The sequence below is a fragment of the Ensifer adhaerens genome, assembly GCF_013283195.1.
GTDB classification, from domain to species: domain Bacteria; phylum Pseudomonadota; class Alphaproteobacteria; order Rhizobiales; family Rhizobiaceae; genus Ensifer; species Ensifer adhaerens_G.
On sequence record NZ_JABEKT010000001.1, the window covers coordinates 3,328,911 to 3,350,662 of the forward strand.

Annotated in this window: 26 protein-coding genes; 15 read left to right on the forward strand and 11 right to left on the reverse strand. The window is 62.5% G+C overall.

Annotation, left to right across the window (positions count from 1 at the left end; all coding sequences use genetic code 11):
• Positions 1 to 45: 45 nt before the first annotated feature.
• Positions 46 to 483 carry a BA14K family protein gene (locus tag LPJGGPFB_RS15890; RefSeq protein ID WP_173420783.1) on the forward strand — a complete coding sequence of 146 codons (438 nt, stop codon included), beginning with the start codon at positions 46 to 48 and terminating at the stop codon, positions 481 to 483.
• Positions 484 to 650: 167 nt separating this feature from the next.
• Here the strand turns inward: LPJGGPFB_RS15890 and LPJGGPFB_RS15895 are convergent, their stop codons facing one another.
• Both LPJGGPFB_RS15895 and LPJGGPFB_RS15900 read right to left on the reverse strand, forming a co-directional pair.
• Positions 651 to 1,292, reverse strand: coding sequence for an MBL fold metallo-hydrolase (locus LPJGGPFB_RS15895; protein WP_173421065.1), 642 nt, complete (start codon positions 1,290 to 1,292; stop codon positions 651 to 653).
• Positions 1,293 to 1,361: 69 nt separating this feature from the next.
• Complete coding sequence (locus LPJGGPFB_RS15900) at positions 1,362 to 1,526, reverse strand: hypothetical protein (protein WP_173420784.1); 165 nt, start codon at positions 1,524 to 1,526, stop codon at positions 1,362 to 1,364.
• A 242-nt stretch (positions 1,527 to 1,768) separates the two neighbouring features.
• On the opposite strand from LPJGGPFB_RS15900, the gene LPJGGPFB_RS15905 reads away from it, so the two are divergent.
• Both LPJGGPFB_RS15905 and LPJGGPFB_RS15910 read left to right on the forward strand, forming a co-directional pair.
• The gene (locus LPJGGPFB_RS15905; protein WP_173420785.1) at positions 1,769 to 2,389 is read left to right on the forward strand and encodes a DUF1236 domain-containing protein; all 621 of its coding nucleotides are present in this window, start codon (positions 1,769 to 1,771) and stop codon (positions 2,387 to 2,389) included.
• A 335-nt stretch (positions 2,390 to 2,724) separates the two neighbouring features.
• A complete protein-coding gene (locus LPJGGPFB_RS15910) occupies positions 2,725 to 2,991 on the forward strand; it encodes a hypothetical protein (protein ID WP_173420786.1) in 267 nt (88 codons plus the stop codon).
• Between the two features lie 179 nt (positions 2,992 to 3,170).
• Here LPJGGPFB_RS15910 and LPJGGPFB_RS15915 read toward each other — a convergent pair whose 3' ends face one another.
• A complete protein-coding gene (locus LPJGGPFB_RS15915) occupies positions 3,171 to 4,061 on the reverse strand; it encodes a branched-chain amino acid aminotransferase (protein ID WP_173420787.1) in 891 nt (296 codons plus the stop codon).
• 271 nt (positions 4,062 to 4,332) lie between these two features.
• On the opposite strand from LPJGGPFB_RS15915, the gene LPJGGPFB_RS15920 reads away from it, so the two are divergent.
• From LPJGGPFB_RS15920 to LPJGGPFB_RS15935, 4 genes are all read left to right on the forward strand, one after another.
• Positions 4,333 to 4,815: a MarR family winged helix-turn-helix transcriptional regulator gene (locus tag LPJGGPFB_RS15920; RefSeq protein ID WP_077504817.1), complete on the forward strand. Its 483-nt coding sequence runs from the start codon at positions 4,333 to 4,335 to the stop codon at positions 4,813 to 4,815.
• Between the two features lie 47 nt (positions 4,816 to 4,862).
• A complete protein-coding gene (locus LPJGGPFB_RS15925) occupies positions 4,863 to 5,564 on the forward strand; it encodes a response regulator (protein WP_065786378.1) in 702 nt (233 codons plus the stop codon).
• A 139-nt stretch (positions 5,565 to 5,703) separates the two neighbouring features.
• Positions 5,704 to 7,086 (forward strand): ATP-binding protein, encoded by a 1,383-nt coding sequence (locus tag LPJGGPFB_RS15930; protein ID WP_173420788.1) that lies wholly within the window; start codon positions 5,704 to 5,706, stop codon positions 7,084 to 7,086.
• Between the two features lie 59 nt (positions 7,087 to 7,145).
• Positions 7,146 to 7,649 carry a tetratricopeptide repeat protein gene (locus LPJGGPFB_RS15935; RefSeq protein WP_210264402.1) on the forward strand — a complete coding sequence of 168 codons (504 nt, stop codon included), beginning with the start codon at positions 7,146 to 7,148 and terminating at the stop codon, positions 7,647 to 7,649.
• A 24-nt stretch (positions 7,650 to 7,673) separates the two neighbouring features.
• Here LPJGGPFB_RS15935 and LPJGGPFB_RS15940 read toward each other — a convergent pair whose 3' ends face one another.
• From LPJGGPFB_RS15940 to LPJGGPFB_RS15960, 5 genes are all read right to left on the reverse strand, one after another.
• Positions 7,674 to 8,237: a dual specificity protein phosphatase family protein gene (locus LPJGGPFB_RS15940; protein ID WP_173420789.1), complete on the reverse strand. Its 564-nt coding sequence runs from the start codon at positions 8,235 to 8,237 to the stop codon at positions 7,674 to 7,676.
• A 4-nt stretch (positions 8,238 to 8,241) separates the two neighbouring features.
• A complete protein-coding gene (locus LPJGGPFB_RS15945) occupies positions 8,242 to 8,583 on the reverse strand; it encodes a tRNA-binding protein (RefSeq protein ID WP_173420790.1) in 342 nt (113 codons plus the stop codon).
• A 15-nt stretch (positions 8,584 to 8,598) separates the two neighbouring features.
• Positions 8,599 to 9,417, reverse strand: coding sequence for a pyrroline-5-carboxylate reductase (gene proC / locus LPJGGPFB_RS15950; protein ID WP_173420791.1), 819 nt, complete (start codon positions 9,415 to 9,417; stop codon positions 8,599 to 8,601).
• A gap of 1 nt (position 9,418) precedes the next feature.
• Positions 9,419 to 9,919 carry a type III secretion system chaperone family protein gene (locus tag LPJGGPFB_RS15955; RefSeq protein ID WP_025427918.1) on the reverse strand — a complete coding sequence of 167 codons (501 nt, stop codon included), beginning with the start codon at positions 9,917 to 9,919 and terminating at the stop codon, positions 9,419 to 9,421.
• 446 nt (positions 9,920 to 10,365) lie between these two features.
• Positions 10,366 to 10,626, reverse strand: coding sequence for an accessory factor UbiK family protein (locus LPJGGPFB_RS15960; protein WP_173420792.1), 261 nt, complete (start codon positions 10,624 to 10,626; stop codon positions 10,366 to 10,368).
• Positions 10,627 to 10,817: 191 nt separating this feature from the next.
• On the opposite strand from LPJGGPFB_RS15960, the gene lgt reads away from it, so the two are divergent.
• The 8 genes from lgt to LPJGGPFB_RS16000 all read left to right on the forward strand — a co-directional run bounded on the left by lgt (position 10,818) and on the right by LPJGGPFB_RS16000 (position 18,161).
• The gene (gene lgt, locus LPJGGPFB_RS15965; protein ID WP_173420793.1) at positions 10,818 to 11,663 is read left to right on the forward strand and encodes a prolipoprotein diacylglyceryl transferase; all 846 of its coding nucleotides are present in this window, start codon (positions 10,818 to 10,820) and stop codon (positions 11,661 to 11,663) included.
• A 12-nt stretch (positions 11,664 to 11,675) separates the two neighbouring features.
• On the forward strand, positions 11,676 to 12,779 hold the full coding sequence (locus tag LPJGGPFB_RS15970) for a class I SAM-dependent methyltransferase (protein WP_173420794.1): 1,104 nt from the start codon (positions 11,676 to 11,678) through the stop codon (positions 12,777 to 12,779).
• Positions 12,780 to 13,034: 255 nt separating this feature from the next.
• The gene (pgeF, locus tag LPJGGPFB_RS15975; protein WP_173420795.1) at positions 13,035 to 13,829 is read left to right on the forward strand and encodes a peptidoglycan editing factor PgeF; all 795 of its coding nucleotides are present in this window, start codon (positions 13,035 to 13,037) and stop codon (positions 13,827 to 13,829) included.
• A 1-nt stretch (position 13,830) separates the two neighbouring features.
• Entirely contained in the window at positions 13,831 to 14,982 is a 1,152-nt protein-coding gene (locus tag LPJGGPFB_RS15980; protein ID WP_173420796.1) for a M24 family metallopeptidase, read from the forward strand.
• Between the two features lie 89 nt (positions 14,983 to 15,071).
• Positions 15,072 to 15,896 (forward strand): hypothetical protein, encoded by an 825-nt coding sequence (locus LPJGGPFB_RS15985; protein ID WP_173420797.1) that lies wholly within the window; start codon positions 15,072 to 15,074, stop codon positions 15,894 to 15,896.
• Between the two features lie 207 nt (positions 15,897 to 16,103).
• Positions 16,104 to 17,036, forward strand: a complete 933-nt coding sequence (locus LPJGGPFB_RS15990) for a ribose-phosphate pyrophosphokinase (protein WP_025427925.1) — start codon at positions 16,104 to 16,106, stop codon at positions 17,034 to 17,036.
• Between the two features lie 514 nt (positions 17,037 to 17,550).
• Positions 17,551 to 17,790, forward strand: coding sequence for a hypothetical protein (locus tag LPJGGPFB_RS15995; RefSeq protein ID WP_173420798.1), 240 nt, complete (start codon positions 17,551 to 17,553; stop codon positions 17,788 to 17,790).
• Positions 17,791 to 17,807: 17 nt separating this feature from the next.
• Positions 17,808 to 18,161 (forward strand): EF-hand domain-containing protein, encoded by a 354-nt coding sequence (locus LPJGGPFB_RS16000; protein ID WP_173421067.1) that lies wholly within the window; start codon positions 17,808 to 17,810, stop codon positions 18,159 to 18,161.
• A gap of 86 nt (positions 18,162 to 18,247) precedes the next feature.
• Here LPJGGPFB_RS16000 and LPJGGPFB_RS16005 read toward each other — a convergent pair whose 3' ends face one another.
• From LPJGGPFB_RS16005 to LPJGGPFB_RS16015, 3 genes are all read right to left on the reverse strand, one after another.
• Entirely contained in the window at positions 18,248 to 18,634 is a 387-nt protein-coding gene (locus LPJGGPFB_RS16005; RefSeq protein WP_173420799.1) for a DUF779 domain-containing protein, read from the reverse strand.
• Positions 18,635 to 18,819: 185 nt separating this feature from the next.
• Complete coding sequence (gene adh / locus LPJGGPFB_RS16010) at positions 18,820 to 20,328, reverse strand: aldehyde dehydrogenase (protein WP_173420800.1); 1,509 nt, start codon at positions 20,326 to 20,328, stop codon at positions 18,820 to 18,822.
• A 379-nt stretch (positions 20,329 to 20,707) separates the two neighbouring features.
• Entirely contained in the window at positions 20,708 to 21,664 is a 957-nt protein-coding gene (locus LPJGGPFB_RS16015; RefSeq protein WP_173420801.1) for a helix-turn-helix domain-containing protein, read from the reverse strand.
• Positions 21,665 to 21,752: the final 88 nt, after the last annotated feature.

The following is a 21,752-nucleotide window of genomic DNA, read 5'->3' on the forward strand; positions in this document are numbered from 1 at the left end:
TCATGAAGGCCGGAACCACTCCGGTCCATGCACAGGATTGAAGCCATGAACAAGTTCATCAAAGCGACGGTTCTCTCGGTCATCGCCGCCGCCTCGGTTCTCCCGACCCTCAGCACGGCTGAGGCTGGTGATTGGAACCGCCACCGGCACCATGACAACGGTGACGCCGTTGCACTCGGCGCACTTGGTCTGGCGACCGGCGTGATCATCGGTGGCGCGATCGCCTCGCAGCCACGCTACAGCGAACGCGTCTACGTCGACCCGGAACCCGATTACTATGAGCCGCGCCCGGTCTACCGTCCGCGCCCCGTCTATCGCCCGCGTCCCGTGGTCGTCGACAACTACGGCGGCGGTTACGGCTCGCTCGAGCCCTGGACCCCGTCCTGGTACCGTTACTGCTCGCAGCGTTACCGCTCGTTCAACCCTGACAACGGCACCTTCCGTGGCTACGATGGCCGCAGCTACTTCTGCAACGCTGGCTGATCGAACAGCCCGCTAAGCGGACAAATAAGAAAGCGCATGCCTTTCCCGGGCATGCGCTTTTTTCATTGCTGCCGGTCGATATCCTCGAAACAGGATCGCCGCCTTACTGCATAATTTACAGTGTTACAGCGCCGCGCGCCATATTTGGCGCGCGGCGCTGTAAGGGGTCAGAGACCACGCAGATAGGGATTGGTACGCCGCTCCTCGCCGATCTGGCCGCCGGGACCGTGCCCGCAGATGAAGCCGACGTGATCGCCAAGCGGCAGGATCTTGTCGCGGATCGAATCAAGCAGTTGCTGGTGATTGCCGCCGGGAAGATCGGTGCGGCCGATCGAACCGTGGAACAGCACGTCGCCGACATGAGCGAAGCCCTGCGCCCGATTGAAATAGACCACGTGGCCGGGCGCATGGCCGGGGCAATGCAGCACCTCGAACACATGATTGCCGAAAGAGACGGTATCGCCGTCCTCCAGCCACTGGTCGGGCACGACGTTTTCGACCTTCATCGCCAGACCGAATTTCTCGGCCTGCTCTTCCAGCCGCGACAGGAGCGGCAGATCGTCCTTGTGCGGGCCGATGATCGAAAGCCCGAGCGCTTCCTTCAGCTCCTTGGCGCCGCCGGCATGGTCAATATGGCCGTGTGTCAGCCAGATCGCCTTGAGCGCGATGCCGTTCTCCTTGATCGTCTGCAGGATCACGTCGACGTCGCCGCCAGGATCGACGATCACGCCTTCCTTGGTTTCTGCGTCGAAAAGAACCGTGCAGTTCTGCTGGAAATGGGTAACCGGGATGATGCCCGCCTGTAGCATGCCGTCAGCGCCTCGCTCAGATGTCGTTGCCACACCTATAGCGCCAAACGACAGAAGGCACAGTGCCCTTTAACGTAGGCTGGCAATTTCCGCTGAAGGGGATTGGGGTGTGGGCAGTTGGACGGTGGTGAGCAGCAAGGCTGCAACGAACACCTCGGCGGCAACGACGATCGCCACCACCGGGCGCAATCCGTGGACGGCGGGGTTTACCGGATTAACAGCTGAATTCGACATCGAACCTCCCTCTCCTGCCGCCGCCATAGTCTTTTCGCGGGGCATATCGCTGATCGTTTCCCTCGGGCACCCGCCCGACATGGACAGGAGAACACTTCGATCGCGAAACGGTTCCCTGCATCGAACGCCGGGTCGACCGTTGCAGCTTGAGTATGTCGCACCTTCACATTTCGTGACGTTCCCCAGGGAACATCCCCACCATCGCCGCGTTTGCCCCTCAGCCATAACGAAGGAGCATGATGATGAAGAACCTTACCCGCCCCCTGTTGCGAACTGCCGCGGCTGCGGGTTTCGTACTCGTAGCCGGCTCGGCCGCCTTCGCGGCCATGACCGCCACCACCGTCACCGACCTCAACGTCCGCGCTGGCCCCGGCCCGCAATATCCGACCGTTGGCTTGGCCACACGTGGCAGCACGGCCGTGCTTGACGGCTGCATCGAAGGCAGCAAGTGGTGCCGTATCGACGTCAACGGCCTTCGCGGCTGGGTTTATGCCCAGTATCTGACAACCGATCTCGGCGGATCGGCCGTCGTCGTTCAGGATCGGCGCTCCGATCTTGCCGTGCCCGTGGTGACCTATGAGGTGCAGGCAGGCGACCCGCCGATGCCCGCGCCCGGGGATGAGTTGCTTGGCCCTGTCGAAGACGTCGAGCCGATCGTGCCGCCGGACACCGTGCGCACCTATATCACCACCAATCCGGGCGATACCGTCTATCTCGACGGAGAAGTCGTGGTGGGCGCCGAGCTTCCGCAAGCTGTCGAAGTGCGCCGCGTGCCCGACTACACCTACGATTATGCCAGCATCAACGGCCAGCCGGTTCTGGTCGAGCCGGCGACGCGCCGTATCGTTTACGTCTATCGATAAGCAAGACGCGCCCTGGGTGGGCAATCACAATCAACTCCAGCGGCCCGCGTCGCTGGAGTTTTCGTTTGCACCGCAGCGAATCACCCGGATCTATAGCTGCGGTTGCCCTCGCCTCTACTCAAACCCTGTAGTAATTTTGTCGCTTTTCGCGTGGAAGAACGCGAAATGCGCCATTTTCCGCGTGAAATCGCAACATTTTGGCGAGCAAAGCCTCCCCTGAAGACACCCGTGACTTCCCTAAATTGACAAGACTCAAGATTCGGCTTCAACCTGTCCTTGCCGGATCATCGGCATATGGCGGCTCGTCTTCGACGGGCCTCGATACGGAGGGATCAATGGAAGCATTAATGCCAATCATTACCCAATTGATCGCGGGGGCGGCCGGCGGAAACGCGGCCAGCGCAGTGTTGAAGCAAGGGGCATTCAGTGTCGTCGCACGCACGATCGTCGGCGCCATCGGCGGCCTCGGTGGGGGATTCCTGATCCAGATGCTCGGCGGCGAAGCGGCCGCGACCGGTCTTGCGATGCAGGCGCTTGGCAGCCTCGTCGGCGGCGGCGTGCTCAGCGGCATCGTCGGTCAGTTCCTCGGCAAACAAGCCTGACGCCTTCCGAACGATATCCGTAGCAAGACAAAAGGCGGCCGAGGGCCGCCTTTTCTGCACTTAAAGCGCGTCGCGATCGTTCAGATTCGCTTGGCTCGCTTTAAGTTCTTGTTTTTGGGCATGTCGTTATCGCAAAACCGCGGTACACTTTTGCGCGACATGCATTAGGTTATGACCGGTTATTCAGCCGCTGCTGCAACCGGATAGACTTCCTTCATGTAGTCGTTCATCAGCGTTTCGCAGATGGTGGCCGGCGTGAAGCGATAGGGGCCGATCTCGGAAACCGGCGTCACCTCGGCGGCAGAACCGGTGAGGAAGCACTCGCTGAAATCAGACAATTCTTCCGGCATGATCGCCCGCTCAACCACCTGGTAGCCGCGGCGCTTGGCAAGCTCGATCACCGTGCGGCGGGTGATGCCGTCGAGGAAGCAGTCCGGCACCGGCGTATGGATGACGCCGTCCTTGACGAAGAAGATGTTGGCGCCGGTCGCCTCGGCCACCTGGCCGCGGTAATCGAGCATCATCGCATCGGCATAGCCCTTGGCTTCTGCGGCGTGCTTGGAGATGGTGCAGATCATGTAGAGACCGGCAGCCTTCGATTTCGACGGCGCCGTCTTCGGGTCCGGGCGGCGCCATTCGGCGATATCGAGGCGAATGCCCTTGAGCTTCTCAGTCGGGTTGAAATAGCTGCCCCACTGCCAGATGGCGATGGCCACGTTGATGCGGTTGTTCTGGGCGGAAACGCCCATCATCTCGCTGCCGCGCCAGGCGATCGGCCGGACATAGGCTTCGGAAAAGCCCTGGCGCTTCAGAAGTTCGACGCTTGCGGCATCCAGTTCCTCGACCGAATAGGGGATCTTGAAGCCCAGGATGTCGGCGGAGTTGTGAAGGCGCTGGTTGTGTTCCGTCAGCTTGAAGATCCGGCCGCCATAGGCGCGCTCGCCCTCGAACACCGCACTTGCATAGTGCAGCCCGTGGGTCAGCACATGAATCTTGGCATCCTTCCACGCGACGAACTCGCCATTGAACCAGATTTCGCCGTCCAACTGATCAAAAGGAACCGCTGCCATGATGTCGTCCTCCGGCGCTGGTGCGCCATTCTTGCTGTTGATTATCGTCCCGCTTTCAGTTTATCGGCAAACTGATTGTGGGAAAATTCAATTTCGAGATTTTGGATTTGCGATCAGTGCGGCGCGGCATATCCTCCTGAGGTGTTACCGCCGCCAAATGTCTCGCTTACCGAGCATGGACGCTACCAACGCCGTAAAAATATGTCAATAAGGCTGACATATTTTTACGATTGTTTCGTAAGTTGCAACTTGGCTGAAAGGAAATGACCGCGTGGCCGGCCAATCCAAAGAAAACACCCGATATGTGGGCGACACGGTCGCGCACGACGATGATACGATCGACTTCGAAATCATCGAGCTGCTTTTCTTCGCCTATCGCGACTTCACCTCCGACCCGGATGCGATCCTGGAAAAAGGCGGCTTTGGCCGCGCGCATCACCGCGTCCTGCACTTCGTCGACCGGGAACCCGGCATGACGGTCGCTAACCTGCTCGACACGTTGAAGATCACCAAGCAGAGCCTGGCCCGCGTGCTCAAGCAGTTGATCGATTCCGGCTACATCCGTCAGGTCACAGGGCCGGAGGATCGGCGGCAGCGCATGCTCTATACCACCGAGGAAGGCCAGGCGCTGGCCCGTGCGCTTGCCGAGCCACAGTCCCGCCGCATAGCCCATGCATTGGCAAAGACGGGTCCCGGCGCGCGCGAAACCGTCAAACGCTTCCTTGCCTGCATGAAGAACGGCGCCGGGGACTGAAATGTCGAAAGCCCGCGGTCGGCGGGCGACGGGGGGGAATGCTAGGCATGACAACAAAAGCGACAGTCTCCGACGATGCGGCCCATCTTCTGGTCGTCGATGACGACCGGCGTATCCGCGATCTGCTCAATCGCTATCTGGTCGAACAGGGTTTTCGCGTGACGACGGCTGCCGACGCGGATGAAGCGCGGCGCAAGCTGGTCGGTCTCGATTTCGACCTGTTGATCGTCGACGTGATGATGCCCGGCGAAAGCGGGATTTCACTGACGCAGAGCCTGCGCCAGATCAAGACCGTGCCGATCCTGATGCTGACGGCACTGGCGGAATCGAATTCTCGCATCGAGGGCCTTGAGGCAGGCGCGGACGATTATCTGTCAAAACCCTTCGAGCCGCGCGAACTGGTTCTGCGCATCAGCAATATCCTCAGGCGCAACCAGCCGGCGCAGGCGCCCAAGGTCGACCAAGTGATCTTCGGCCCCTACACCTTTTCCGTGGTGCGCAAGGAGCTTCGGCGCGGCGCCGATCATATCCGCCTGACCGACCGGGAGCAGGAGATCATGACGCTGTTTTCCCAGCGCGCCGGCGAGACGATCCCGCGCCATGAACTGATCGGCGACGACGCCGAGGTCGGCGAGCGCACCATCGACGTCCAGATCAATCGCCTGCGGCGCAAGATCGAGGACGATCCGTCCAATCCAGTTTGGCTGCAGACGGTCCGCGGGATCGGCTATAGGTTGAGCGTGGACTAAAGCATGGCGCGCAAAAGTGCGCAGCGGTTTTGCGATAACGGCATGCGCGGAAAAAAGAAATCAAGGCGCATGGAGCGACCGCCAGCGGTCGCGGTGCGCTTTAGGGTGGTGATCTCCTAGATGAGCGTAGCGGAAACCGATGGCAAGCTTTGACAGCATCCGGCGCGAGACGGCAGGCCCGGCCGACAACCCGTGGAAGCGCTTCACCCGCTGGCTGCGCCGGCGGCTGCCGATGGGCCTTTATGCCCGCTCGCTGCTCATCGTCATCATCCCGATGGTCCTCCTTCAGTCGGTCGTCGCCTTCGTCTTCATGGAGCGGCACTGGCAATTGGTGACGCAGCGCCTGTCGGCCGCTGTCACCGGCGATGTCGCCGCGATCGTCGATCTCATCGCCACCTTCCCTGCCGATCGCGATATCTCGGAAATCGTCCGCATCGCCCGCGATCAGCTCGATCTCAGCATCTCGGTCGAACCGGGCGGCGAACTGCCGCCGCCGCGGCCCAAACCCTTTTTCGAGATCCTCGATCAGATCCTGAGCGAGGAGATTTCCAACCAGATCCGCCGCCCCTTCTGGATCGATACCGTCGGCAATTCCAATCTCGTCGAAATCCGCATCAAGCTCGACGATGGCCGCATGCTGCGCGTCTATGCCCGCCGCAACCAGGCCTATGCTTCCAACACCCATATCTTCATCGTCTGGATGGTCGCCGCTTCTCTGGTGCTTCTGTCGATCGCCATCCTCTTCCTGCGTGGGCAGATCCGACCAATCCTGGCCCTGACCAAAGCCGCGGAAGCCTTCGGCAAGGGCCAGAAGATCGACGATTTCGCCCCGCGCGGCGCCGTCGAAATCCGCCGCGCCGGCCTCGCCTTCATCCAGATGCGCGAGCGTATCGAACGCCAGATCGAGCAGCGCACCGCCATGCTCACCGGCGTCAGCCACGATCTGCGCACGATCCTCACCCGCTTCCGGCTGCAGCTGGCGCTTGCCGGCAACAACCCGGATCTCGACAGCCTCAACCAGGATGTCGACGATATGCAGAACATGCTCGAAGGCTATCTGGCGTTTGCGCGCGGAGAGGCGGAGGAAGACGTCGGGCAACTGAAGCTCAGTGACCTGATGACGCGCCTTGCCGTCGAAGCGGAGCTGCACGGCAAGACGCTGACGACATCCATCGAGGGCGAGGACGAGGTCCGCGTCCGGCCGAACGCCTTCACGCGCCTTGTCGCCAATCTCGCCTCCAACGCCTATCGCTACGCCAACCGCGTCAACATCGACGCGCGCCACAGCGCCAAATGGGTGACGATCACCGTCGACGACGACGGCCCCGGCATTCCCGAACGCTCGCGCGAGGACGTGTTCAAGCCGTTCTTCCGCCTGGACGAGGCCCGCAATCTCGACAGTTCCGGAACCGGCCTGGGTCTCGCGATCGCCCGCGACATCGCCCGCAGCCACGGCGGCAATGTCACGCTCGGCGACAGCCCGCTTGGCGGTCTGAGAGCAATTGTGCGCGTGCCGGCGTGACCATCCCTGTTTCGGCAACAGCTTCGTTTACACATGCCAAGCCTGAGGAGACGCCGGACGTGCCCGACACTTTAGACTGGGACGATTGGGAGCAGCGGCTGGCCCTGCATTGGGCCGATTTCGGCCGCATCGATGCAGGAATGTTCGTCGAGCGGCTCGACGCGCTGGCGGCGGAGTTGCCCCACGGCGACCCTGTCGGCCTCTTCGAGCGCGCCTCGGCTCAGGATTCCCTCGGACACGAGGCGAATGCCGCCCCCCTCTACCGCCAGGCGCTTGCCGGCGGTCTCACGGGTATTCGCCGTCGCCGCGCGACCATTCAGCTTGCAAGCACACTTCGCAATCTCGGGCAGATCGACGAGAGCATAACCTTGTTGGAAGCCGAGCGCACGATGCCGTCGGACGACCTCGATGATGCCGTCGCCGCCTTTCTCGCGCTCTCGCTCGTCGATGCAGGGCGGGCGCCCGAAGCAGCAGGTTTGGCGCTCGGCCGGCTGGCGCGTCACCTGCCCCGCTACAATGGCTCACTCAGGCGCTACGCCGACGCGTTGTTGCCGGACGTATGAGCGACACAGAGCGAACTCGGCTCGCTAGCGCGTATAGATGGAAACCAGGCCACGCCGCTCGTTGAAGCGATGCCACGCATCGATGCGACGCGGGTGCCGTGCGCGCATGGCATCGAGCGGAGCAAGCAGCCGGCCTTCGCGACCGAGCGATGCATCGAGGATTTCGATGATCCTGCGGTTCGGCCAAGGCTTTCTGGTAATCGTCAGCAGCGCGCGGAAAGCCTCGTCCTCGCGGCCGGCACCGAGCTGGTGGGCGATCAGGCCGTAGGCAAAGGCGGTCGACCGGCTGACGCCGGCGTGGCAATGCACCAGAATGCGGCTCGACGCATCGTCGGCGGCCGGCCGCATCGCTTCGAACACTTCAAGGACCAGATCCGGGAAGTGCTGTGTGGCGACGACGTTTTCCTGGTCGCGCATGCGCACGACGCGGTGGCTTGCGTCAGCGATGACAGGCACGTCTGTCTCGGGCAATTCCGGATCGAGCAGCGAGAGGACATGACTGGCACGCCAGTCGCGCGCCGCGTCGGATGCACGCCAAAGGCAGGAGACCTTCACGCGCTCGGGTATCAGATCAACATGGATTGTCATCAGGTCACATCAGCTTTCCGCCGTTGGGGATCGGCTTGTCGATGGCAGCCAGCACGATCGCGCCGGCCTCGTCTTCAAAGCCCAGCGTCAGGACCTCGGAACGGACAGGGCCGATCTGGCGTGGCGGAAAATTGACCACCGCCATGATCTGCCGGCCGATGAGATCCTCGGGCTGGTAGTGCACGGTGATCTGCGCTGATGACTTTTTTATGCCGATCTCGGGGCCGAAATCGATCTTCAGCTTGTAGGCCGGTTTGCGCGCCTCGGGGAAAGCCTCGGCTTCGATGATGGTACCGACTCGAATATCGACGCGTTCGAAATCTGGAAAAGTAATCGTTTCCGACATGACAATGCTCTGGAATTATCCGGCCAGTTCCTCGGCGCGCTGACGCGCAGCGGCGATGGCCTTATCGAAAAGCGGCTGCATGCCGTCATCGGCCATCAGCACCGCGAGGGCTGCGGCGGTTGTGCCACCGGGCGATGTTACGTTCTGGCGCAGCTTCGAAGCGTCGTCGGGGGACTGATGAAGCAGTTCACCAGCCCCCGCGACGGTTTCCCGCGCGAGCCGCATGGCGAGGTCCGCCTGGAGACCGGCCTTACGCCCGGCCTCCGCCATGCACTCGACGAGGTAGAAGACATAGGCCGGGCCACTGCCGGAAACGGCGGTGACGGCATCGATATCGGCTTCGGTCTCGACCCACTCGACCGGGCCGCTGACCTTGAGGAGATCGTGCACCTGGCTGCGCTGTGCCGCGCTGACGCGGGCATTGGCAAAGGCGCCGGTGACACCGCGGCCGATCATGGCCGGCGTGTTGGGCATGGCTCGCACCGTGGCGGCGGCACCCAGATGGCTTTCGATGAAGGCAAGCGTCTTGCCGGCCGCGACCGAGACGATGACCGTGCTCGCACCAACCAGCGTCTTCAGCGGCGGCAGCACCGCTTCCATGACCTGCGGCTTGACGGCAATGAAGATGACCGCAGCCTCGATGCCTTCAGGGGCAGAGGTCGCGTGGCGGACGCCATTGTCGGCGATCAGCTGTGCCATCGCCGGCGGCGGGCCGGGATCGATCACCAGAATGTCGGCGCCCTTGACGCCGCTCTTCAACCAGCCGCTGAGCATGGCGCCGCCCATGTTGCCGGCGCCGATGAGAACGATGGGACCGGAAGCGACGGCAGTCATGTCAGGCCTCCCCGACCGTTTCGAACAACACCGCGTCGACGGCGCGCTGCGCATCCATGCCAGACCAGACGACGAACTGGAATGCCTGGAAATAGGATTCGCAGGCATCGAGCGCGCTCGAGAGCAGAACCTCGACCTGCTGGTTGGTGGGCTCGGCGCCACCGGCGAGCAGCAGCGACTGGCGGAAGATCACGACTTCTTCCTGACGCCACAGATCGAAATGCCCCATGAGCACCTGACCGTTGATGTGCGACAGCAGACGGATGACTTCGTTGACGCGGCTGTCGGGAACCTTGATGTCGAAGGCGCAGGCAAGATGCAGCGCCTCGAACTCTTCCATCCACGAGAAGGACACGTGGTAATCCGCCCACTTGCCTTCGACGGTCATGGCGATCTCGTCCTCGCCCGACCGTTCGAATGACCAGTCATTGGTGGCGGCCACAAACTCGATCATATCGACCGGGTTGGACTGACGCTCGATTTCCATTTCCAAAAGGCTCATGCATCACCCTAGTAGGCGCGACACAGGCGCGCGTTATCACGTTCACAAGACGCAACTCTGCAAACCTGGCACTGAATAAGAACACACTATGATTGCTGAACTCACATCCATCCTGGCTGACTTACCCTGCCTGGAGCTTGTGTGGTCCGTTTCGAATCATCATTTAAAATCAGTGTATAATGGCGGAGTCAGGCTGCCAGCCCCCCGACCCAAAAATAGCCGGGTACAACCGGTTGCGCGTTGTCATTTCCATTCAGCCCTGATGCTTAAGCGACTCTGGCATAAGGGTTTTTTGCCAGTGTCCACAGGTGGAAAACTTTTCAGGTTTTATTAACCTCCCTGTGCGGCGTTTCACACCGCCAAGCATATCGACAGCAAAACGCCCGCAGAATCGATCCGCGGGCGAAGTAAAAACGTTGAAAAGCCGTTATTTGGCAGGAATCGCGTTACTTGCCGCTTTCGGCGAAACGCGCTTCCAAAGCCTCGATACGCGCCAGCAGCGCGTCGTTTTCCTCGCGCGCCTTGATCGCCATTTCCTTCACCGCCTCGAATTCCTCGCGCTTGACGACATCGAGCGAATTCATCGCGCGTTCGGCCTGGGCGCGAAAGGCGGTCTCGACTTCGCGGCGCACACCCTGGGCTGCCCCTGCGGCATCGGTCATCAGCTTGGCAAAATCATCCATGATGCGGTTGGCGCCTGTGCTCATCGTCCTGATCTCCATGTTCAGCCGCCGCTTCGCATTGCGATGCGGTCCTGGTTTTCAGGTAGGGTCAGGCGCGGACGGATGCAAGAAAAATCACCAAACTGTGCCCGGCCACCAGTGGTAACCGGCCTTGACCCCGCCGGATTCGATCGCCATGTTCCGGCAAAACAACCGGTCCGGAACGAGAAGACATTTTGGAAACCATCGCGACCCGCCTCGCCATTCTCCCCTTCCCTGAAATCGACCCCGTGATCTTCCAGATCGGCCCGCTTGCCGTCCATTGGTACGGTCTTGCCTATGTCGCCGGTATCCTGATCGGCTGGTACTACGCCCGGCGCCTGGTTCAGAACACGCCACTCTGGCGCAATGGCGAACCGGCAGCGACGCTGGCGCAGCTCGACGACTTCCTGCTCTGGGCGGCCGGCGGCATCGTGCTTGGCGGCCGCATCGGCTACATTCTTTTCTACGATCTCGGCTCCGTCCTCGAAAACCCGATCCGGGCGCTGGAGATCTGGAACGGCGGCATGTCGTTCCACGGCGGCTTTATCGGCACGACGCTGGCGATGATCATCTTTGCGCGCCGCAATGGCATTGCCATCTGGAGCATGTTCGACATCGTCGCGGCCGTGGTGCCGATCGGCCTGTTCTTCGGCCGCATCGCCAACTTCATCAACGGCGAACTCTGGGGCCGGCTGTCGTCGGCGCCCTGGGCCATGGTGTTTCCGACCGGTGGCCCGTTTGCCCGCCACCCGAGCCAGCTTTATGAGGCGGCCCTCGAAGGCTTGGTGCTGCTCGCCGTCATCGCCTGGTTCATCTATCGCCGGCATGCGCTGAAATCGCCTGGCCTTGTCACCGGCATCTTCGTGCTCGGTTATGCGGCGAGCCGCATTTTCGTCGAATTCTTCCGTGAACCGGACGCGCAGATCGGCTATCTTGCCGGCGGTTGGCTGACCATGGGCATGCTTTTATCGCTGCCGATGGCGCTTGCCGGCATCTGGGCGATTGCCCGGGCACGCCGGGCGGCCGTCGCCGCCGCATAACGGGACGGACGCATGACGACACCACTCGCGGACAAAATCAAGACGCTGATCCGGACCAACGGCCCGATCAGCGTTACCGACTATTTCTCGCTGTGCCTGGCGGACCCGGAGTACGGATATTACCGCGTCCGCGAACCCTTCGGCAAAGCGGGTGACTTCACCACGGCGCCGGAGATCAGCCAGCTTTTCGGCGAGATGATCGGCATCTTTCTGGTTCATGCCTGGCAACAGCACGGCACGCCGGAGCAAACAGTGATCGTCGAGATCGGCCCCGGCCGCGGCACGATGATGGAAGACGTCCTGCGGGTCGTCAGGCGCCTTTCGCCCGAGCTCTATGCCGCCGCCAGCGTGCATCTGGTCGAGACGAGCGATCGGTTGCGAAAGGTCCAGGCGGAGACGCTGGTGGCCCATGGCAAGAAAGTGCAATGGCACGGCAGTTTCGACACCCTGCCGGAAGGTTTCCTGCTGCTGGCCGCCAACGAGCTTTTCGACGCCATTCCGATCCGCCAGTTCGTGCGCACACCGCAGGGGTTCCGCGAACGCATGGTCGGCCTTGATGCCGAGGATGAACTGGCGTTTGCGGCTGGCATCGCCGGCATCGACCCCACATTGTTGCCATCGCCCCCGCACGCGGCTGCCGAAGGCACGATCTTCGAGATCGCCCCAGCCCGCGACGCCGTCATGGCAGCCCTTTGCGAGCGGTTGAAGATCGGTGGTGGCACCGCCGTCATCATCGACTACGGATACCTGGCCACCAATTACGGTGACACGCTGCAGGCGCTGCTCGATCACCAGTATGACCCGCCACTCGCCAATCCCGGCCGCGCCGATCTCACCAGCCACGTCGATTTCGAGCAACTCGCACGCCGCGCGAAGAACGATGGCCTGCAGATCAACGGCCTTGTCCACCAGGGCGATTTCCTGATCGGCCTCGGCCTTCTTGAACGTGCCGCAGCACTCGGTCGCGATAAGGATGCCGTGACCCAGGAGGGCATCCGCCAGGATGTCGAGAGGCTCGCCGGATCCGGCGAAGGCAAGATGGGCGAACTCTTCAAGGTGCTTGCCGTCAGCAGCCCGCCGATCGCGCTTCCGCCGTTCCGAAAACCCAAGAGCTGAATGCACCGGGCGCAGCCGGCCAGATGTAAATTCGCCGGCCGTCCTGGGGTATCCGCAGCACCCATTGCTCCAGGAGTTTGACGTTCGCCGCCACGGTCAAGGCGCCTCCTTCGGACGGCCCCCCTGTCGTTCGGCAATTGACAGCCCAGCCGTCGCGGGTCAACATCGCGCCGGCAAATCAGCCGCCATTCACCGGGCCGCACGTGCCCCCAACCCCATTTGAAACTCACGTCAAAGCAAAGGGCGAAGACACCGATGCAGCACGATGCCGCGCTTTCCCCCGTGCAGAGCTCGCTCTTCAGCGACAAAGCCGGTCCGGCGATCGCACATGGTTATTTCACCCGCCAAGGCGGCGTTTCCCAAGGGATCTATCGCGGTCTGAATGTCGGCCTCGGCTCGAACGACGACAAGGCCAGGGTCGGTGAAAACCGCGCCCGCGTCAGCCGCTGGTTCGGCGCCGATCCGGAACGGCTCGCCACCGTCCATCAGGTCCATTCTCCCGATGCGGTCGTCGTCGACGACAGCTACAACGGCAGCCGGCCGGATGCCGACGCGCTGGTGACGGCAACGCCCGGTGTGGTGCTTGGCGTGCTCTCGGCCGATTGCGGGCCGATCCTGTTTGCGGACGCCGACGCCGGCGTCATCGGCGCCGCCCATGCCGGCTGGAAGGGCGCGCTTGGCGGCGTGCTCGAAAGCACCATCGAGGCGATGCTGACGCTCGGTGCGCGTCGCAGCCACATCGTTGCTTGTCTCGGCCCCTCGATCAGCCGGCGCAACTACGAAGTCGGCGCCGAGTTCGTCGGCCGGTTCCTCGCGACCGATGGCAGCTATGACAAGTTCTTCGGCCCATCGGAGCGCGATGGGCACGCGATGTTCGACTTGCCCGGCCTGACGATTGCGCGCCTGACGGCTGCCGGCGTTACCGCCGAAAACCTCGACATCTGCACCTATGCCGACGAGGACCGCTTCTTCTCCTACCGTCGCACCACGCATCGGCAGGAGCCGGACTACGGCCGGCAGATATCTGCAATTTGCATACGGGAGAGCTGAAATGGCGCTGCAATTTGCCCAGGAGGAATATGCCGCCCGCCTTGAGCGGCTGACCGCGAAGATGCGCGAAGACAAGCTCGACGCGGTCCTGCTCTTTGCCCAGGAAAGCATGTACTGGCTGACGGGCTACGACACCTTCGGCTACTGCTTCTTCCAGACCCTGGTGGTCAAGAAGGACGGCTCGATGGTGCTTCTGACGCGCTCGGCCGACCTGCGCCAGGCCCGCCACACCTCCAACATCGAGCGCATCGAGATCTGGGTCGACCGGGTCAACGCCGACCCGACGATGGACCTGAAGAACCTCTTGAGTGAAATGGATCTGCTCGGCAACCGCATCGGCGTCGAGTACGACACCCACGGCATGACCGGCCGCACCGCGCGCCTCGTCGACCACCAGCTTTCGACCTTCGGCGAGCTGATCGATGCCTCGTTGCTCGTCAGCCGCCTGCGCCTGATCAAGAGCCCGGCGGAAATTGCCCATGTGGAAAGGGCGGCAAGCCTTGCAGACGACGCGCTCGACGCGGCACTGCCGCTCATCGGCCCGGGGGGCAACGAGGCAAATATCCTCGCGGCAATGCAGGGTGCGATCCTTGCCGGCGGCGGCGACTACCCGGCCAACGACTTCATCATCGGCTCCGGCGCCGACGCGCTACTCTGCCGCTACAAGGCCGGTCGCCGGCTGCTTGATAGCCAGGATCAGCTGACACTCGAATGGGCCGGCGTCAGCGCCCATTACCACGCCGCCATGATGCGCACCGTCGTCATCGGCGAGCCGACCAACCGCCACCGCGAGCTTTACAGCGCCTGCCGCGAAACCATCCAGGCGATCGAGATGGTGCTGCGCCCCGGCAACACCTTCGGCACCGTCTTCGACGTGCATGCCAAGATCATGGACGAGCGCGGCCTTGCCCGGCATCGGCTGAACGCCTGCGGCTATTCGCTCGGCGCGCGCTTTTCTCCCTCGTGGATGGAGCACCAGATGTTCCATGTCGGCAACCCGCAGGAAATCGAGCCCGACATGTCGCTGTTCGTGCACATGATCATCATGGATTCCGACAGCGGCACCGCCATGACGCTCGGCCAGACCTACATCACAACCACCGATACGCCGCGCGCCCTTTCGCGTTATGGGCTGGACTTCATTTCTGCTTAGGGAAATCCGCCTACACTGCCGCTGAAATGGCAGACAACAGGAGATGACTTCACAGGCCTGCCGCGAAGGAAAGACGGACGGTTTGAACGATGCGAAAGCTTCTCACGCCCATTGCAAGCCTCAGCCTTGTCATCGCCCTGGCAAGCTGCAACAGCACGGACGCGCTGATACCGCAGGTCGACGTCGGCGGAGGAACGTTCCGCTCGCCGCCGGTGACGCAATCCGATCTCGAGTCGATGTCGACGCAGACGGCCGTCGTTCCGGTGCAAAGCTCGCCGGTGCAACGGACCCAGGCCTTCGCCTCCCAGCCGGCGCCCGCCAGTATGCCGACACAATATGCGACCGGCGACAGCACCTACACCGATCCCGCCGGCTCGCTTGAAGCGCAGGCGAACCGGCTCGCCTCCGGCACTGAACCGGTCCAGAACACGGCGATGCTCGCCGAACCCGCACCTGTCGAAACATCCGAGCCCGTCGCGGAAGAGGTTCAGGAACAACCGCAACAGCAGCCGGCCGTCGCCTCCGTTCCTTCCGCCAGCACGGCGACGGGCGGCACGATCCGCTTCCTGCCGATCATCGGCGCACCGGTTGAAGCCGTGACGCCGCTTTCGAAACAGCTCGGCGCAGAGGCGCGCAGCCATGGCCTGACGATCAAGGGGTCGGCCGACGCCAGCAGCGAACACATCCTCAAGGGCTATTTCTCGGCGCTGAAGGACAACGGCAAGACGACGGTCGTCTATGTCTGGGATGTGCTCGACGGCAGCGGCAATCGGCTCCACCGCATTCAGGGCCAGGACTCGGTGGCAACCGCCGGTGCCGATCTGTGGGAAGGCGTTCCGGCCGAAACCATGCAGGCCATCGCCACCAAAACCATCAACGCCTATCTCGAATGGCGGCAATCCAGACCCGGTTGATACAAAGTTTTTAGGATAATGCGCTTCGCGGCGCAGCATTCCGCTTGCATTCAAGTTCAGTGTCGCTAAAAAGCGGCCGATCAGCTCTGAACGGCGGCCATCCCGCAAAGATTGTCCGCGATTGGAATGGCTCTCGGAATCTGCGCGGAAAATGCCGCTCCCGGATGAACCCGGACGGTAGCCGCGCCAGCTCAAGGCGGTCCGTCAATGAAGGTTTTCGCAGGCAATTCGAACCGGCTGCTGGCCGAAGCGATCTGCAACTATCTCAACCTGCCTCTTGGAAAAGCGACCGTAAGGCGGTTTGCCGACCAGGAGATTTTCGTCGAGATCGGCGAAAACGTGCGCGGCGAGGATGTCTTCATCATCCAGTCGACCTCGTTCCCCACCAACGATCACCTGATGGAACTGCTCATCATGATCGATGCGGTGCGCCGCTCCTCGGCCCGTCGCATCACCGCGGTGCTCCCCTATTTCGGCTATGCCCGCCAGGACCGCAAACCCGGTCCGCGCACGCCGATCTCGGCCAAGCTGGTTTCCAACCTGATCACCGAGGCCGGCGCCGACCGCGTTCTGACGCTCGATCTTCACGCTGGCCAGATCCAGGGTTTCTTCGACATCCCGACCGACAACCTCTATGCGATCCCGATCCTGGCGCGCGACGTCAAGGAAAACTATGACCTGAAGAACGTCATGGTCGTTTCGCCCGACGTTGGCGGCGTGGTGCGCGCCCGTGCGCTTGCCAAGCGTCTCGACTGTCTGCTGGCGATCGTCGACAAGCGCCGTGACCGCCCGGGTGAATCGGAAGTGATGAACGTGATCGGTGACGTGAAGGGCAAGGACTGCCTGCTGATCGACGACATCGTCGATTCCGGCGGCACGCTCTGCAACGCCGCGGAAGCCCTTCTGAAGAACGGCGCAACCAGCGTCACCGCCTATATCACCCATGGCGTGCTGTCGGGCGGCGCGGTTGCCCGCGTCACCTCGTCGATGCTGAAGGAACTTGTCATCACCGACTCGATCCAGCCGACGACGGCCGTCCAGTCCGCCCACAACATCCGCGTCATCACCACGGCGACGCTGCTCGGCGAAGCGATCAATCGCACCAGCCAGGAGGAATCGGTTTCGAGCCTCTTCGACTGAGGCAGGCTCGACCGCCGGCAAAAGTAACCGCTTTCGTGAAGCGGGATTGGGCCGTCATTTTCCGTGGCTCCGGACCAGCGCGTTGCGTTTAAGAAGCCTTATGCAACGCGCTTCCACAGCTTGATTTCACGTATGTCGTCGTCGCAAAACGGCTGCGCATTTTTGTGCGGCACGCCTTGTCGCATAATTTGATCCTTAAATCGGAAACTAGTTAAGGATGAAATTGTGCAACAAATCAAAGTGCTACAGTGATACTTGCGCGTCTGGCCAGGCGGCGGCGCGCTTAATTGCCCACCCCAAGAGTTGTCATCTTCCATCCGTAGGGGTAGCATTTGCCCCCTGCAGCCAACGTCTTTCTCTGCAGACTGCATAGTTCATCGATAAGGTTCTTCTCGAATAGAAGACCTCTTGATACTTCGAAGGATATCTTCGGAAAGCTACTTTCATGCAGCGCCACCCCGGTGGCGGCTCCACCGATCTATGCCGATCACGCACGGATAATTTGGAGGAAAAGATGAGTAATTTTACGCTAACCCTCGTTCTTGCAAGCGGCCTTGCCTTGTCTGGCTGCAATACTGCTACGTCCTCCCGGACGAGCACCGGCGATTTCGGCTGCCTTGCCGGAACCGTCAGCGGCGCAATCCTTGGCGGGTTCGCCGGCTCGGCCATCGGCGCGGGCAGCGGCCAGCTCTGGGCTGTCGGCGGCGGCGCCACGCTTGGCGGTGCGGCCGGTGCTGCCTTGACTTGCCGCTGATTGCGAAAGGTTACGAGATGCGAAAAGTAGCGCTGCTGATGGCATCCGTGCTTTGCCAGTTCGCTCCGGTCGCCGCCCAGGATAGGCCTGCGGCGATGTATCAGGGGCAAATGGATCGGCTCGACCGCGACGGAGACGGCGTGATCAGCCGGTCCGAATATCAGGGCTTCATGACCACGGCCTTCGCAAATCTGGACAAGAACAAGGACGGCACCCTGAGCGCCGACGAGGTAGCGCCTGTCCTGAACGCGCAACAGTTTGCCGCCATCAACGTAAACCGCGACGGCAAGATCACCCAGAGCGAGTTCCTGAACAGCGTAATGGCCGATTTCAAGGCCGCAGACCGTGGCGGCGACGGCAATCTGCAGTAGAACACGCGCGGATCGCACGAAAGCGGTCCGCGCGTGCCGCGCGACCGAGGAACCGGCTTGTCAGGACACCCTGACGGAAGGTGCGGTCATGCGCCGGCGCTTGTGACTGTGGTTGGCAGTGGGCAGGCCTCAGCGCCGCCGAACAGGCGAGAGCGCGTCAGGAAGCGGCGCTCGCGGCCGTTGTCGAGCGAGAACATGCCGCCCCTGCCCGGCACCACGTCGATGATCAGCTGCGTGTGCTTCCAGACCTCGAACTGGCTGGCACTGATATAGACGGGTACGCCGCCAATCTCGCCGAGCTTCACGTCGTTGTCGCCGACGATGTAGTCGTCGGTGGGGTAACACATGGGCGACGAGCCGTCGCAGCAGCCCCCCGATTGATGGAACAGAATGTCCGGATGTTCACGCCTGATCTCGGCGATGAAGTCGAGCGCGGCGTCGGTCGCAAGCACCCGCGGTTCGGTGGCGGTCATGTCGAGCCTCCTTGCGCATGTCGCACAAAAGTGAGCAGCGGTTTCGCGATCACGACATGCGCGAAATCAAGTGTCGCGCCTTTCGGTTTCAAGTTCAGGGGGCCGAGGGCGAGTGCTGGAGGAGAACCCTCGGCCGCACCTGGGAGGCCCTCCCCGCCAAAGGCGGAGAGGGGGATGCAATCGGCTCAGAAGAAGCCGAGCGCCTTCGGGCTGTAGCTCACCAGCATGTTCTTGGTCTGCTGGTAATGGTCGAGCATCATCTTGTGGGTCTCACGGCCGATGCCCGATTGCTTGTAACCGCCGAAGGCCGCATGGGCCGGATAGGCATGATAGCAATTGGTCCACACGCGGCCCGCCTGGATCTCGCGGCCGAAGCGGTAGCAACGGTTGGCGTCCCGGCTCCAGACACCTGCACCGAGGCCGTAGAGCGTATCGTTGGCGATCTCCAGCGCCTCGGCTTCCGTCTTGAAGGTGGTGACGGAGACGACAGGCCCGAAGATCTCCTCCTGGAACACCCGCATCTTGTTGTGCCCGCGGAAGACCGTCGGCTTGACGTAGAAGCCCTCCGCCAGCTCACCTTCCAGCACGTTTCGCCCGCCACCGGTCAGCACCTCGGCGCCCTCCTGCCTACCGATATCGATATAGGAGAGGATCTTTTCGAGTTGCTCGCTCGACGCCTGCGCACCGATCATGGTGGCGCTGTCGAGCGGGTTGCCCTGGCGGATCGCCTCGACACGCTTCAGCGCTCGCTCCATGAAGCGATCATAGATGCTTTCCTGAACCAGGGCCCGGCTCGGGCAGGTGCAGACCTCGCCCTGGTTGAGCGCGAACATCGCAAAGCCCTCGAGCGCCTTGTCGAAATAGTCGTCGTCTTCGGCGAGCACGTCGGCAAAGAAGATGTTCGGCGACTTGCCGCCAAGCTCGAGGGTAACGGGAATGAGGTTCTGGCTGGCATATTGCATGATCAGCCTCCCGGTCGTCGTCTCGCCGGTAAAGGCGATTTTGGCGATGCGCGGATTGGTGGCAAGCGGCTTGCCGGCTTCAAGGCCGAAGCCGTTGACGATGTTGAGCACCCCCGCCGGCAGGAGGTCACCGATGAGATCCGCCCAGACGAGGATCGAGGCCGGGGTCTGCTCGGCCGGCTTCAGCACCACGCAGTTGCCGGCGGCAAGTGCCGGGGCGAGTTTCCACGCGGCCATCAGGATCGGGAAGTTCCAGGGAATGATCTGGCCGACGACGCCGAGCGGCTCGTGGAAGTGATAGGCAACCGTGTCGTTGTCGATCTCGCCGATCGAGCCTTCCTGGGCGCGGATGCAGGCGGCGAAATAGCGGAAATGGTCGATCGCCAGCGGAATGTCGGCCGCCATGGTTTCGCGGATCGGCTTGCCGTTGTCGAAAGTCTCGGCACGCGCCAGAAGCTCCAGATTGTCTTCCATCCTCTGGGCGATCTTCATGAGGATGTTCGACCGCTCGGCAGCCGCCGTGCGCCCCCACTTGTCCCTGACCGCATGGGCAGCGTCGAGTGCCAACTCGATGTCGGCTGCATCCGACCGCGCAACCTGGCACAGCACGCCGCCGGTCACCGGCGTCGTGTTGTCGAAGTAGCGCCCGGCCACCGGTTCGCGCCATTCACCGCCGATGAAATTGCCGTATTTCTGCTTGAACGGGCTCTCGACGATCTTCTGATGCAACATGTTCATTCCTCCCTGTGAACCAGCAACCAAAGCTGTGAGAGGAAGGTGATCGCGAACGTGCGTCTTCGATAGGGAGGTGCGAATGCCGGCGACTCGATCTGTTTCAGAAGTGAGACAGGTGGGGTCGGGTCACTGTGCTGCGGTGCAGCATGCAATGCGTCACAGAGACAATCGCTTCGACTCGGACACGCCCCTAATCCCCCTGCCGGGACCTTCTCCCCGTCATCACGGGGAGAAGGGGCAAGCGGTTCGCTCTCCGCGCCACATCAGGCTCCGACCCGCGATTGCCGGGCACGTCCCCTCTCCCCGCTCGGCGGGGAGAGGGTTAGTCCTCGGGTTAAACTCGAGGAGAGGGGCAGCCACGGATGCCTGAGTAAGATCAGTTGACGGAAAGCCGCTTCATCTTGCGGTAAAGCGTGGCGCGGCTGATGCCGAGCAGTTCGGCTGCCATCGAGACATTGCCGTTGGCACGCGAGAGCACGCGCCTGAGCGCGGCACGCTCGGCGTCTGGAAGCTCAGCGCCGTCGTCGGATATGCCTTCCTTCAGAAGGTCGGAGGCTGGAATGCCCGCGGCGATGCGTTTGTCGTCGAGCCCCAGCCATTGCCGCGCCGCGCGCGTCGCGCCCTTTACCAGATCGTCGCGATCGACAGCCAGGAGCGCCGGCCCTGCCCGGTCGACCGGCACGAGCACGATGCGCGAGCCGGCAAAGGCCCGGCGGAATAGCCCTGCCTCGATGCGGGCTGCAGCATCCCGCACCGCCTGCGACAAAAGCGAGAGGGTGATCTCCGACGCGTCGTCTCGGCAGGTGGAGATGTCGATCGCCGCCGCCAGACGGCCGAGATGGTCGCGGATCGGTGCCGTCGTGCAGCTAAGCCCGATGTTGCTGCTGAGGAAATGCTGGTCGCGCTGGATGATGACGGCGCGCTCGTCGGCAATCGCCGTGCCGATGCCGTTGGTGCCGACGCTCGCCTCGCTCCACACCGTTGCCGACCAGAGGCCGACACCGCGGAAATCCGCATCGTCGCCGACCGCCCCGCGCCGCTCCAGCGCCACGCCCTTGTCGTCGGTCAGAAGCAGGCAGCAGCCGGCCTTGCCGACTGTGGCAAACAGCCGGTCAAGCTCGCCGCCCGCCTCGGCGATCAACTCGGCCGAACGCTGTCGCGCCGATCGGAACTCTGTGTCGGACAGTCGAAGCGGCGTTCGCCTCTCCTCGGGCGCCAGGCCATGCAGCGTCATGCAGCGACGCCAGGATGCAGCCACCGGCGAGCTTGCAGCCGCGGAAGACTGGTGCGCAACCTGGTAGACGTATTCCGTATGATCCCTGACGGCAGGCATCGGTTTCCTCCCTGCAAGCGACGTCCGGCAACGGCAGGTCCCGACCGCTCTCCCAAACGGCGGCAACTGCCTTGGCCGCACTATAGGC